Below are 13,163 nucleotides of genomic sequence, written 5' to 3' on the forward strand. Positions count from 1 at the left end.
TTTACTTAAGTCTAAATCCCCCTAAATTCCCCGCCGGAGGGGGACTTTGAATGCTCTTTCTTGTTACCCCCTGATTAAGTGGGGCTAGGGGCGATCGATGTTTGATGTTAAGTTGATATCAAAGCCCCTCTCGCCTCATCTATTCTTGAGTAACGGCAGCCTCTGGTATCGCTTTAGAGGTGTTGTAGTTATAAGGTGGCTCATTGACAACAGGAATTTCCTCAAAGTTCTCCCTCGGTGGCGGTGAAGAAGTTTTCCACTCCAATCCTGTAGCGTGCCAGGGATTGTCAGGTGCTTTTTTACCTAATAGCAAAGAACCGACCATATTGGCAATAAACGGCAGCGTAGACATCCCCAACAAAAAGCCCCCCAAGCTAGCAACAATATTCCACCCCTGATACTCTGGATTGTAAGAGGAAACACGGCGTACCATGCCCTGTAAACCCAATGGGTGCATGGAGAAGAAAGTAAGATTAGCGCCGATCAAAGTTAAAAAGAAATGCACTTTTCCCCAGCCTTCCGCGTACATCCGCCCGGTTATCTTCGGGAACCAGAAGTAAATCGCCGCAAAGATTGCCATTGTGATTGTATTGTGGACGACGTAATGGAAGTGACCTACCACAAAGTAGGTATTGTTGACATGAATATCAAACGGTACAGAACTAAGCATGATGCCAGTAATGCCACCGAAAACAAACATGACTACACCTCCCAAGGCAAATAACATCGGGGTTAAAAGATGCAATCTGCCGTTCCAAACGGTGGCAGTCCAAGCAAATACTTTGACACCAGTAGGCACGCCAACTAACATTGAGGAAACCATAAATAGTATCCGCATCCAATTGGGTGTAGCACTGGCAAACATATGGTGTACCCAGACAAAGATGCTGACTAAACCAATTCCGAAAGAGGCGATCGCAACCGATCGATAGCCAAACAAAGGATTGCGAGAAAAGGCGGGTAGAATTTCCGAAAAGATGCCGAAAGCAGGCAGCGCCATCACGTAAACTGCCGGATGGGAGTAGAACCAAAATAGGTGCTGATAGATGATTGGGTCGCCATTTTCGAGGGGTTTGAAAAAATTTGTGCCAAAAGTGAGGTCGAAAAATAACAGGACGATCGCGCCCGTCAGGGAAGGTAAACAAATTAGTTGCAACAACTGGGCGCTGAGAACTGTCCAAACGAAAATCGGCATCCGAAAAAACGTCATCCCCGGTGCCCGCATCCAAACAATCGTAGTAATAAAGTTGACTCCCCCCATAATCGATGAGATACCCAGAAGCATTACACTCAGTATCCAAATTGATTCGCCGTTGATGGGATAACCGGTTGGGTTTTGGAGGCTGATTGGCGGGTAAGACCACCAGCCAGCTTGGGGAGGCCCACCTTGTACTAAAAAGCTCGATAGTAGCAGGATACCGGCTGGGGGAATTATCCAAAAAGCGATCGCATTCAGAACCGGAAACGCCATGTCTTTTGCCCCGATCGTCAACGGCACTAAGTAGTTGGCAAGGCCAGCATTGAATGGGATAATCCACAGGAAAATCATCACCGTGCCGTGCAAGGTGAATAAGCCATTATATAAAGAGCGATCGACCAAATCTGATTCGGGAGTAAGCAGTTCGCCGCGAATAATCATCGCGAATAGTCCACCAATCAAAAAGAAAATGAAGGTCGTCACCATGTACTGAACACCAATCACTTTATGGTCGGTGCTAAAGCTGAAATACTCCCGCCAGTTGGTATCAGGTTCGCTGTTGCGATTTTCGGAGTCGTCAGTAATTTCGATAGAGTTATTTGTCATATATTTTTTATTTACGGGTAGCAGCTTGAGAAAGCCATTGACTATAAGCTTCACTTGAATCAACATATACATTTGCCACCATCAAAGCAAAGTCGATGCCGCTGAATTGGGAATCGCGCAGGTGAAATTTGCCGATTTTAGTTGGTGTTAACACAATGTCAATGTTGCGGTTGGGAATGATATCTTGCTTTAACCGAAATTCAGGTACGTAAAAACCGTGAATCACATCTTGGGAATGCAAATTTAAGCGGGTACGTTCATTTACTTTTAGGTGTAATTCGTTACTGATAACATTATTTGGGTAGCGGAAAGACCAAACCCATTGTTTAGCAACAACCTCAATATTTTCAGCCACAGGTTGAGTGTTGTTTTTGACTGTTGCAGCAGCAGCAGGTTCTGCCAATAGGTGCAGATGCACCACTGGTTTTAGACCCTCAATCTCTAGTTGTTGATAAATGTTGAAACTTTGAAGCGCCAGCCACAACACCAGCACAGTAGGGGCGGCAGTCCAGAGGATTTCCAGCCTCACATCGCTTCTGGCAGGATGACCGTGACTCCAGTCTCCCTTGGGCGCGCGACCGATGAGAATTGAGTATCCGATCGTGCCTGCGATCGCCAAAAAGATGAACGTTCCCACGGAGGTTAAAAAGCTAAATATGCGATCGACTCGTTCCGCTTCTGCGGTTGCCTGAACAGGCATCCAAGAGTATGCTTGGTCTCCAATCCAGCGGGCTATTACCAGAATTACCGCGATAAAAACCATTAATAATAGCGCGTCGAAAATTTTCCTCATCGCATCCCCTGTAAAATCACTTCTTGTAGTAGCTTTTTTGGTATCATTTGAGTAGCAAATTGGGATTTTTACCTTGTCGGATTAAGCCTGCAGCCGTATTATGTATCCCGAACTCATCTCCCATCTGCGCTCCTAATGTTCCGTGAACAAATAACAGTCCCAACATGGCAATACCCACCAACAAGTAGCTCCACTGCACTTGGATCGTGGCATCTTTGCGCCAACGGTAGCGCTGTAACCCCCTCCACACGGTCATGGCAACGATCGCTGCTAACAGTAAAATCCCGCCGATACCGTGCAACAGCATCGTTGTACCAGCCCCTAACCCCCAGGCACTTTTCATATTTGTGGGTGGGTTTGCCAGCATCATCTCAAAAAAGCCCGCCGCGACAGTAAAAAACGCGATCGCAGCACTAGCTAAAAGATTGTACCAACCAACATCAAAAAAGCTGGAACGAATAGCAGTCAGAGCCAAAAATTTGAGGATTGGTTTTTCAAACCGGAACAGCGTTCCTGCAATATCAAAAATTATGGCAATAATGAATAAACCCAAAGTGAAATGCACTAGCTGCGGATGAATAGGCACTTCGTAGGGTAATCCGTTCGCACCTAGCTTGAACCACAACTGCTCGATAAGTTGGGAGTTCATTGTAAGACTCCATTTTTTGTTGCTTCAACTACTGGCTCTACGTGCAGCCCGTATACCCAAACTAACTGAGTACCTAAATATTGTTGAAAGCATACTAAACAAATTAAAAATGTTGCTACACCTAGATACGGAACAGGTATCTTCAGCGGATTGCGGGCGCGAATCGCGAATCGCCATGCGGTAATTGCGACAAGAATTGCCGAAAGCGACCAGCCTGTAATTGTGTGCAAATTCAGTGTCGGCTTGACGGCTTCGTAAGGTTGGGCCAAACCAGCTTCAAACTGACCAAAGATGACGGCGAGGAAAATACTGACTGAAGCAACAAACATATTCCAGAAACTTACCTCTAACAAACGGTGATTGCGGGTAAAATAGCCCACCACGTCGCAGAAGAAGGAGAAAAACACCATCGCGATCGCGAAATGAACGATGATGGGATGGAGCGGATCTGGGTAAGGTAGATTCGCGTTATTGAGAGGCAGAGGCAGAGGCATCGCTTTTTTTACGGGACTTGCTCCCGGCGGAGAGCTGATAGGGATTTCTCTAAATACAGATTGAGACTAATTCTAAACAAACATATCTATCTAAAGATTGATCTAAGGCGAAAAAACAACCATTCCTTCTAAAGCCATTCGGCTTTCAACTCTCTAAAGTTTTAAGGCGAGCGCTGGTCATATTTTTGACACACTAATGACCTAAAATTTCCTATGTACCACATAAAACATTTTTTAAATATTAAAATAATATGTAATTTTATGTTATCGACGAGTGTCAAAAAATTCTACCCTTAGAAATAGACGCTTAACGCAAGTTGCTAGTTAAATTAATTAGGTGCGTCAGAGCGATAAAATTAGCGATCGTGTCCAATTTTTTGGATATGACGCACCCTACAAGTTGATTTAACTGTGACAATTGGCTTCCATGCCGATCCTAATAGTTTGAGGATGAGATAAGTCGTTGTTAATTAGGTACAAATTTACTTAAGTAGGAAACAAGATGAGGAAAAAATATGAGCTATTCCCCTAATCTTCTTAAAGGTCAAAAAGCACTGGTAACGGGTGCAAGTTCCGGTATTGGTGAAGCGATCGCCCGTGCTTTGGCTGCATCGGGTGCTTCTGTTTTAGTCAACTACCATTCTGAACAGGAAGCAGCAGAGAAGATTGTCAGCGAGATTAAATCGCTAGGTGGGGACGCGATCGCCATTGGTGCAAACGTCGCCAAAGAAGAGGAAGTTTTATCGATGTTTGACCAAATGTACCAGCACTTTGGCACGATCGACATCCTCGTAAACAACGCCGGATTGCAAAAAGACTCAGCCTTTGTAGACATGACTCTCGACCATTGGAATTTGGTGATTGGCGTGAACCTAACCGGACAATTTCTCTGCGCCCGCGAAGCGGCAAAAGAGTTTCTCAAGCGGGGCGTGAAGCCACATATCTCCAGTGCCGCAGGCAAAATCATTTGTATGAGTTCGGTACACGAGGTAATTCCTTGGGCGGGTCACGTCAACTACGCTACCAGTAAGGGCGGCATCCACATGATGATGCAGAGTATTGCCCAAGAACTCGCACCGCACAGGATTCGGGTCAACAGCATTGCACCCGGTGCTATTAAAACCCCAATTAATAAGGCAGCTTGGGACACGCCAGAAGCTGAGGCAAAATTACTAAAACTCATTCCCGCCAAACGGGTTGGAGATGTAACAGACATCGCTAAAGCTGCTGTTTGGCTTGCCTCGGATGACTCAGATTATGTGAATGGTGAAACTTTATTTGTAGACGGCGGCATGACTCTGTATCCAGGGTTTGCGACGGGGGGCTAGATGAACGCAGAACAGCAACGCTTAGAGGAGAATCGCGAACCGGATAAACCTTGGTATCGTTGGGGTTCTTACTTGAGCGATCGCCAATGGGGTACAGTGCGAGAAGACTATTCACCTGACGGTTCAGCTTGGGAGTATTTTCCTCACGATCGTGCGCGATCGCGCGTTTACCGTTGGGGTGAAGATGGACTGGGTGGATGGTGCGATCGCCACAGTCAACTCTGCTTTGGTCTAGCAGTGTGGAACGGGCGCGATCCAATTTTAAAAGAACGCCTGTTTGGGCTGACCAACGAACAAGGAAATCACGGAGAAGATGTCAAAGAATACTATTTCTACCTAGACAACACGCCTACCCATTCCTATATGCGCTGGTTGTACAAGTATCCGCAACAGGAATTTCCCTACACTCAGCTTGTAGAGGAGAACGCCCATCGCCACAAGGATCGACCAGAATTTGAATTATTGGATACGGGCGTGTTTGACGATAATCGTTATTTCGATGTGGTTGCAGAATACGCCAAAGCCTCTACAGACGATATTTGCATTCGCATCAGCATCACGAATCGGGGCGCGGAAACTGCCAACATCGACGTGCTACCTACCCTGTGGTTTCGCAATACCTGGATCTGGACGGATAATAAACCGCAGTCACAGCTATCGAAAGTTGCTGATGGTGTAATTAAGGCGAACACTGAGAAATATGGAGATTATTGGTTATTTTGCGAAGGGAATCATCGGCTTTTATTTACAGAAAATGAAACTAACAGCCAACGCCTCTACGGAGTTGCTAATGCCTCGCCTTATGTGAAAGACGCTTTCCACGAGTATGTAATTCACAACAACCAGGATGCAGTGAATCCGAATCAGGTTGGCACGAAAGCAGCAGCTTGGTATCAATTAGAAATTGGGGCGGGACAGACGAATGTAATTCAACTTCGCTTCACCAACCAATATACTGACACGCCATTTAATGCAGCATTTGCCGATACCTTCCGCCAGCGTCAAACCGAGGCAGACGAATTTTACGAAACGCTCACCCCCGGTCTAGATGAGGACTGCCGCAACGTTCAACGACAAGCATTTGCCGGACTGCTGTGGAGCAAACAGTTTTACTACTATGATGTCCGTACTTGGCTGCATGGAGATTCAGCGGAACCTACCCCGCCCAGTCAACGCCTCACTGGGCGTAATGCCCAGTGGTGGACTCTCTACACCGAAGAAATTATTTCCATGCCCGATAAGTGGGAATATCCTTGGTTTGCTGCCTGGGATTTGGCATTCCACTGCATTGCTTTGGCATTAATTGATGCAAACTTTGCCAAGCAGCAATTACTGTTACTAACTGGCGATCGCACCATGCACCCCAACGGTCAATTACCCGCTTACGAGTGGGCGTTTGGCGATGTCAATCCTCCGGTACAAGCATGGGCGGCGTGGCGCGTTTACAAAATTGAACAGAAACGAGTTGGAACGGGCGATCGCAAATTCTTGGAACGAATGTTTCACCGCTTGATGCTCTACTTTACCTGGTGGGTGAACCGCAAAGACCTGCGAGGGCAAAACTTGTTTCAGGGAGGATTTCTCGGACTAGATAACATCGGGCTATTTGACCGCAGCAAGCCATTACCAACGGGGGGTTATTTAGAACAGGCAGACGGTACGGCATGGATGGGTATGTTCTCACTAAATATGCTGGCGATCGCTCTGGAACTGTCCCGTGAGGACGAAACATACAGCGATATGACGTTGAAGTTTTTTGAACACTTCCTCTACATTGCTAACGCCATTAATCATGTAGGGCCTGAAAAAATTGTCCTCTGGGACGAGGAAGACGGCTTTTATTACGATGCCTTGCACTTACCCAACGGAGAGGACGTGCGAATCAAAGTACGGTCAATGGTGGGACTGATACCCCTATTTGCAGTTGATACTATGGAGCCAGATTTGTTAGAAATTGTACCGGGGTTAAAAGACAAAATTGAGTGGTTTCTCAACAACCGTCCCGAACTAGCAACAAACATTGCTTGTATGACGGTTGAGGGAGAAGGCGCTCGCCGCCTGCTTGCCATAACCAGCCCCGAAGCCCTGCGCCGTATACTGCGACGATTGTTAGATGAGGATGAATTTCTCTCACCCTACGGTATCCGATCGGTTTCCCGCTATCACCAAGATCGTCCCTTTATCTTCGATTGGGATAGCACTCGCTATCAGGTAGACTATGAGCCTGCTGAATCTACTTCTAACCAATTTGGCGGTAACTCTAATTGGCGCGGGCCCGTCTGGTTTCCAGTTAACTTTCTACTCATTGAATCTTTGCAAAAGTTCTATCACTACTTAGGTGATGACTTTAAAGTAGAGTGTCCCACAGGTTCAGGAGTAATGCTCAATCTCTGGGAGGTGGCGGCTTATTTGGAACAACGAGCGATCGCTATTTTCTTACAGAATCAAGATGGGCAGCGTCCGGTTTACGGTGGTACTGCAAAATTTCAGCAAGATCCTCACTGGCGCGATTTGATTCTCTTTTACGAATACTTTCACGGCGATAACGGGGCTGGATTGGGCGCAAGTCACCAAACCGGATGGACAGCACTAATTGCCAAGTTGATTCAGCAGGTAAACGATAAACCATGATTCTCTACTCCTAATACCAATTCTTGAAACTATGATTATAAATCTCTACCCCCCGGCTGCGCCGTCCCCCCTTGCCAAGGCTACCGCGTACACACAAGTCAAAGTAAACTAGAAAAAGGATTCACAGAGGTATAAGTTGCTGTACATCTCGGTCGCGCCAAGTGCTGTATATTGAGTAAAGCCGCAACTAAAATCCACCCAGATATGAAGCCAAAACCAAACAGTACAGAACAATCTGCACAGCATGGCACGATCAAAAAGCTGCCAGAAGTTACGATCTTTTTCTGGATTATCAAGTTGCTGACTACGGGAATGGGCGAAACAACTTCAGATTACCTAGCCCATGAGCTGAACCCAATTTTTGCGGTCGCTCTGGGGGGAAGTGGATTAGTGATTGCTTTAGCAATACAGTTTTCAGTACGGAAATATATTCCCTGGGTCTATTGGTTAGCTATTAGTATGGTCGCTATATTCGGAACAATGGCTGCTGATGCTATCCATGTTGTATTAGGTGTTTCGTATCTCCTATCGACTGTAGGATTTTCCATCGTACTTAGTATTATTTTTGCAGTTTGGTATATGAGCGAGAAGACTTTATCGATTAATCATATTTACACACTTCGCCGCGAGTTATTTTACTGGGCAACCGTTATGGCTACATTCGCGCTTGGCACAGCCGCAGGTGATATGACAGCATCAACTTGGGGTTTGGGGTACTTCACATCAGGTGTATTGTTTGCCTTGTTATTTGCTCTACCAGCGATCGCGTACTGGCGATCGGGACTTAATGAGGTAGGGGCTTTTTGGCTCGCATATATCTTGACTAGACCATTGGGCGCTTCCTTCGCAGATTGGATCGGTAAATCTCAGGATCTTGGTGGAGTAGGTTTTGGTACGGGGCAGATCAGCATTGTCTTAACTATTCTGATTGTTGGTTTTGTTGCTTATCTCACATACTCGGGCAAAGACAGTTATAGCAATTAATAAATAACTACTCACTTTAGTTGTCCGCGAGCATATTTTGGCGAATCTGAGCAGTGATGTACCATCTAGAACACATAGATAATGTTTTTAGTCAACCCGTAAGTCTTAGGAAATTTATTTTTATGACTCATCCTTCATCCCACGGACAAATAGAATCGCGATCGAGCGATCGCGAACATCCAATACCCCCGACGATCGACTATTGGCACGTCTGGACTGACGAAGACGGTATCAGCCACCAGTCCCGCTGCCAAATTCAAGACTTCACTCTCAAGAGCATTTCACCACCTGCCTCTCCTCAGTGGCTCGAACAGATGCAGCAAGTCGGCGCTACCGTCGTCTTTACGGTGCAACCTGTGGGCTGGATTGGCACTTGGCATGAAAATCCGAAACCCCAGTGGATTATTCCGCTATCGGGACGCTGGTTTGTAGAGACGATGGACGGGCAACGAGTAGAAATGGGTGTTGGTGAAATTTCCTTTGGAGAAGACCAGAATACGAAAGCGAACGCGCAGGGACAGAAAGGACATCTTTCTGGCACAGTCGGCGATGTGCCCGCAGTTTTGATGATTGTGCAACTTGAAGAAACGCCGACGATCGCGCAGGCTTGCCGCTTTCGATAAGCTCAAAATTTGGCATTGCTGATTCTGGCGTATGAATCAACTTTTCGCTTTAGTTACAAAACTCACCCTACCGGGGCTTATAGCAATTGGGAAATCTTGAATTCCTATCAAATCCGTTAACATCGGAATTATTATCTCTCTCTTCTCTTTCTCTGTGTCCTCTGTGCCCTCTGTGGTTTAATCATTCCGATCTAACCGGAATTGATATCATACCCGTCTTCAGCAACGCCCAAAATTATTATGTGGAATCCCATTCAAGTACAGCGAATTCGTGCTATTGGATTAACCGTGAGTGATGCCGATCGCTCTCAGGATTTCTATACGCAAGCACTAGGGTTTAAACCAGTTTCAGACATCACGGTGGAAACAGAGGGTTACAGCGACTTAGCAGGCGTGGCTGAGGCAACAATTCGCATTGTCACCTTGCAGCTTGGAGATGAACTGATTGAGCTGATGCAGTACCTCAATATTGAGGGAAAACCGATTCCCAGGGATTCGCGAAGTAATGATTTGTGGTTTCAACATTTGGCGATCGCAGTTAGTGATATGGATCGGGCTTACGCTCATTTGCGATCGTTTCCAATTGACCCAATTTCAGTTGAACCGCAGACGATACCGCCTGAGAATAAAGCATCTGCTGGTGTACGAGCCTTCAAGTTCAAAGACTGCGATCGCCACCCTTTAGAGTTAATTTGGTTTCCTCCTGATAAAGGGCAAGAGAAGTGGCATCAGCAGGGCGATCGCTTGTTTCTCGGAATCGACCACAGTGCGATCGCGATTAGCAACACTGAACAGAGTCTAAAATTTTACCGCGACTTGCTGGGAATGCAGGTTGAGGGTGGCAGTTTCAACCAAGGTGAAACGCAAGCTAGACTCGATAATTTACCAGAAGAAGTTGAAGTCCAAATTACAGCACTGCGACCCGATCGAGGCGGTTTAGGTATTGAACTGCTAGACTATCTCGTACCTCCAAATAGTCGTCCCATGCCGAGTGACTGGAGAAGTTGCGATATTGCCAATATGCAAATTGAGCTAGTTGTCAACGACATTGAGCAAGCTGTGGAGATTTTGCGGCAGAATGGGATTGAGTTTGTGTCGTCGCGGGTTGTGGAGTTTACAGAAAGCTGCTGTCCTTATCGCCAAGGTTGTTTAATCAAAGACGCTGACGGACATGGTGTATTGCTGATTGCGGAATAACCGTTAAACATAATTCCTAACTAGCAAAAGCCGTCAAATATTTTTAAAGTATTTGGTTATTTAGTTGAACTCTCATCCAAAGATTTTTGCAGACGCTCGATCGCACAATGCAGACATTTCATTTCATGGGCAATTCGATCTAGTTGTGTTGAAACAGGAGTTTGTTCTCTAACAGCTTGCCTCGTTGACGTTACAGAACTTGGATTTGTAGCCAACTCTGATATCCTAGTGAGATGTAACTGTTCGAGATCGCTGTGAATGGCTTCGATATAAATATCTAGATCCGGTAAAGCTAGAGGTGGGTGTCCCTGTTCCAGCGCATTTGCTAAGTTCTCTAAAATTTGGACAATCGCATCGGTAAATCGCTGGAAATCTGCAAATTGGTACTCTCCGCTAAATTTCTGCTGATGTTCTGCTAAAGTTGTGACAGAGCTGAAAAAGGCACGAATGTAGAGTATTAGCATCGCGATCGGTTCTACTTCTCCTTGAACGTGACGGGGTTCGCTGAATAACCTTTGAGCCGCAGCAGCAGCATTTGCATTCTCTAATGCCGCTTGATGACGCAGGTTTCTGATAGTTTCAGTCGAGCACTTTTGTTCGGGGTTGATGTAGCTAGCTGCAACCTGTTGAAAGTACGCGAGATTAGAGCGAATAGTTGTTGTTAGTTTTGCCGGAAGTTGCGATCGCTCCCAACTGGGGAATAACAAATAGCTACCTAGTAATGCTAAAATGCCTCCAATTAAGCTATCGACAATGCGTAATACTCCAATCTCCCAGCCGCCTTTACTTGTCACGTTGAGTAGCAATATGACTGCGGGAGTGAGGAGGGTGATAAAGATGCCGTAGCTTAGCGATCGCACCGACATAGCAGTGACTAAAAGTATCAGAAGACAGACTAATATCGCCACTGGATTGTGGATAAGTATGACCAGGGCAATCCCAAAGATGCCCCCTAATGTGGTTCCAATCACCCGTTGCACAGTTGCCTGAGAAGTACCGCCAAAATTAGGCTTTAGGGCAGCTACAGCAGTGAGCGTTATCCAATAACCTGTGGGTTCTTGCAATAGAAAAGCTACTAATTCGGCAGTTGTTACTATTAGCGCCAGCCGCAAAGCGTGACGAAAAATAACAGAATTAAAGGTGAGATTATTCCGCAGCGTGTCAACGATCGAAGAACGCTGTGGCTGTATCGGGGGATAAATGTTTAGCTGGGCGATGCTGCGTCTTTCTCCCCGCTGTAAATCTGTGGCAATTTCCGCATCGGTATGAATTTGTTCTGCTAGCGCTTTCAGACTAGCTACAATTTTGCCAAGACTCACTAAGTCAGCATAGTCATCTGTCCGATCGACACTAGCTTGATTCAGGGTTTGAGAGTGCAGGACTTGCCACTGGTATTCTAGTGCCTCGATCGCCCGATCCATATCTCCCAAGCCAACAACATTCTTTCCTTTGGCGAGGGATTCTGACAAGATTTGCACAGCCGTTGCCGATTGTTCCATCACTTGCTGGATTTCTCTGTGTAACTGCTGGAATAGGGGACGAGAGGAGGCGATCGCTAACAGTTCCACCAGTGCTACAACTGAATTAGTAATTTGGTTGACATCCTCAATTAAAACGAGTAACTGATTGCCCCGCAAATCAGCACTTTCTCGGCCCGTCCACACAGCGCCCCAAACACTCCGGGCAGAGGTCAAATTCTGTATTACGCTGTCTTGAGCTTGTAAGAATTGCTCTCTCCACTTCCGACGCTCCTCCAGAGTTAAGGGTATCTCGCTTGCCATTCGCAAAAATTTGCTCAATGTGGCATAACAACTGCTGGCTGCCTCGATCGCAGGTGTGTAAGGGCGCAGCACCCACAATCCTAGAGATAGCACCATTGCCCAGACACCTCCAGCTAGGCACAGCGCACATTGCAGAAAAACAGTAGATAAATCTGGGAACGAAGCGAATTTGGCTAGCGAGACGATAAACATAATTGATGTAACCAGGCTAACCGTCGCGACGGTAGTACCAAACAGACCAGCTAAGCCAGCGATGAACATCACTAAGAAAGTGGCTGGAATAGCTAGCCACAGGGTACTGCTAACCAGATTCGCCATTAGCAAGGCGACAGTAACGCCTGTGGTTGCTGCGAGCATGACAGTTGCTTTTTGACGGTAGGCTCCACCCGCATCGACCATGCCAACAAACATGGCTCCCATCACCGCGATCGTACTTGCAGCCGGATGACCTGCAATGAAGCCAACTGCAATGGGCCCGCTCACCGCCAAAAGGGTACGCAAGCCGTAGAGGATGTCAGGTTTACCGGGCTTGAGCACAAAGGGCTGCAACAGCCAGTTAAGAGATTGTCGATCGCCAGATGGCATTACTAGGCTACCTCTTTAAATTAAATTAACTGGTTTCGGCTTAGGAATGAGAATTAAATAACTTCCACTCTTGAAAGTGGGATGGGCGTCCCGCCCGTCCTTTTTGGACGGGCGGGACGCCCATCCCACAATAATAATTAAAATTGTAAGTTATTTAATTCGCGATCCTTAATCTTTTTGATACAAGTAATGAGACAAAAAAGTTTTTAACGTACAGCAGATCCACGTTGATAAAGTACACCGATCAAGCGATCGATCGCTGTAGGGAAACGGCACTGCCGTGTCCTCTATCTT

The 13,163-nt window shown here is 46.4% G+C and carries 10 protein-coding genes; 5 read left to right on the forward strand and 5 right to left on the reverse strand.

What is annotated here, in order from left to right; all coding sequences use genetic code 11:
* Nucleotides 1-139: 139 nt before the first annotated feature.
* From OSC7112_RS06395 to OSC7112_RS06410, 4 genes are read right to left on the reverse strand one after another with little or no spacing between them, the layout of a single operon-like run.
* Nucleotides 140-1,804 carry a cytochrome c oxidase subunit I gene (locus OSC7112_RS06395; RefSeq protein ID WP_015175146.1) on the reverse strand — a complete coding sequence of 555 codons (1,665 nt, stop codon included), beginning with the start codon at nt 1,802-1,804 and terminating at the stop codon, nt 140-142.
* A gap of 7 nt (nt 1,805-1,811) precedes the next feature.
* Nucleotides 1,812-2,597, reverse strand: coding sequence for a cytochrome c oxidase subunit II (locus OSC7112_RS06400; protein ID WP_015175147.1), 786 nt, complete (start codon nt 2,595-2,597; stop codon nt 1,812-1,814).
* Between the two features lie 43 nt (nt 2,598-2,640).
* Nucleotides 2,641-3,246: a DUF2231 domain-containing protein gene (locus OSC7112_RS06405; protein WP_015175148.1), complete on the reverse strand. Its 606-nt coding sequence runs from the start codon at nt 3,244-3,246 to the stop codon at nt 2,641-2,643.
* Nucleotides 3,243-3,740 carry a DUF2231 domain-containing protein gene (locus tag OSC7112_RS06410; RefSeq protein ID WP_015175149.1) on the reverse strand — a complete coding sequence of 166 codons (498 nt, stop codon included), beginning with the start codon at nt 3,738-3,740 and terminating at the stop codon, nt 3,243-3,245. Before OSC7112_RS06410 ends, OSC7112_RS06405 begins: the two co-directional genes overlap by 4 nt.
* 515 nt (nt 3,741-4,255) lie before the next feature.
* Between OSC7112_RS06410 and OSC7112_RS06415 the strand changes: the two genes are divergently transcribed.
* From OSC7112_RS06415 to OSC7112_RS06435, 5 genes are all read left to right on the forward strand, one after another.
* Nucleotides 4,256-5,068 (forward strand): SDR family oxidoreductase, encoded by an 813-nt coding sequence (locus OSC7112_RS06415; protein ID WP_015175150.1) that lies wholly within the window; start codon nt 4,256-4,258, stop codon nt 5,066-5,068.
* Nucleotides 5,069-7,699, forward strand: a complete 2,631-nt coding sequence (locus tag OSC7112_RS06420; RefSeq protein ID WP_015175151.1) for an MGH1-like glycoside hydrolase domain-containing protein — start codon at nt 5,069-5,071, stop codon at nt 7,697-7,699. It abuts the gene before it with no gap.
* A gap of 204 nt (nt 7,700-7,903) precedes the next feature.
* Nucleotides 7,904-8,683, forward strand: coding sequence for a COG4705 family protein (locus tag OSC7112_RS06425; RefSeq protein ID WP_015175152.1), 780 nt, complete (start codon nt 7,904-7,906; stop codon nt 8,681-8,683).
* A 122-nt stretch (nt 8,684-8,805) separates the two neighbouring features.
* Entirely contained in the window at nt 8,806-9,306 is a 501-nt protein-coding gene (locus OSC7112_RS06430) for a cupin domain-containing protein (RefSeq protein WP_015175153.1), read from the forward strand.
* A gap of 240 nt (nt 9,307-9,546) precedes the next feature.
* Entirely contained in the window at nt 9,547-10,503 is a 957-nt protein-coding gene (locus OSC7112_RS06435; protein ID WP_015175154.1) for a VOC family protein, read from the forward strand.
* 56 nt (nt 10,504-10,559) lie between these two features.
* On the opposite strand, the gene OSC7112_RS06440 is transcribed toward OSC7112_RS06435, so the two are convergent.
* A complete protein-coding gene (locus OSC7112_RS06440; RefSeq protein WP_015175155.1) occupies nt 10,560-12,869 on the reverse strand; it encodes an FUSC family protein in 2,310 nt (769 codons plus the stop codon).
* Nucleotides 12,870-13,163 lie beyond the last annotated feature (294 nt).

Origin of the sequence: Oscillatoria nigro-viridis PCC 7112 (genome assembly GCF_000317475.1) — a bacterium.
Lineage (GTDB): Bacteria > Cyanobacteriota > Cyanobacteriia > Cyanobacteriales > Microcoleaceae > Microcoleus > Microcoleus nigroviridis.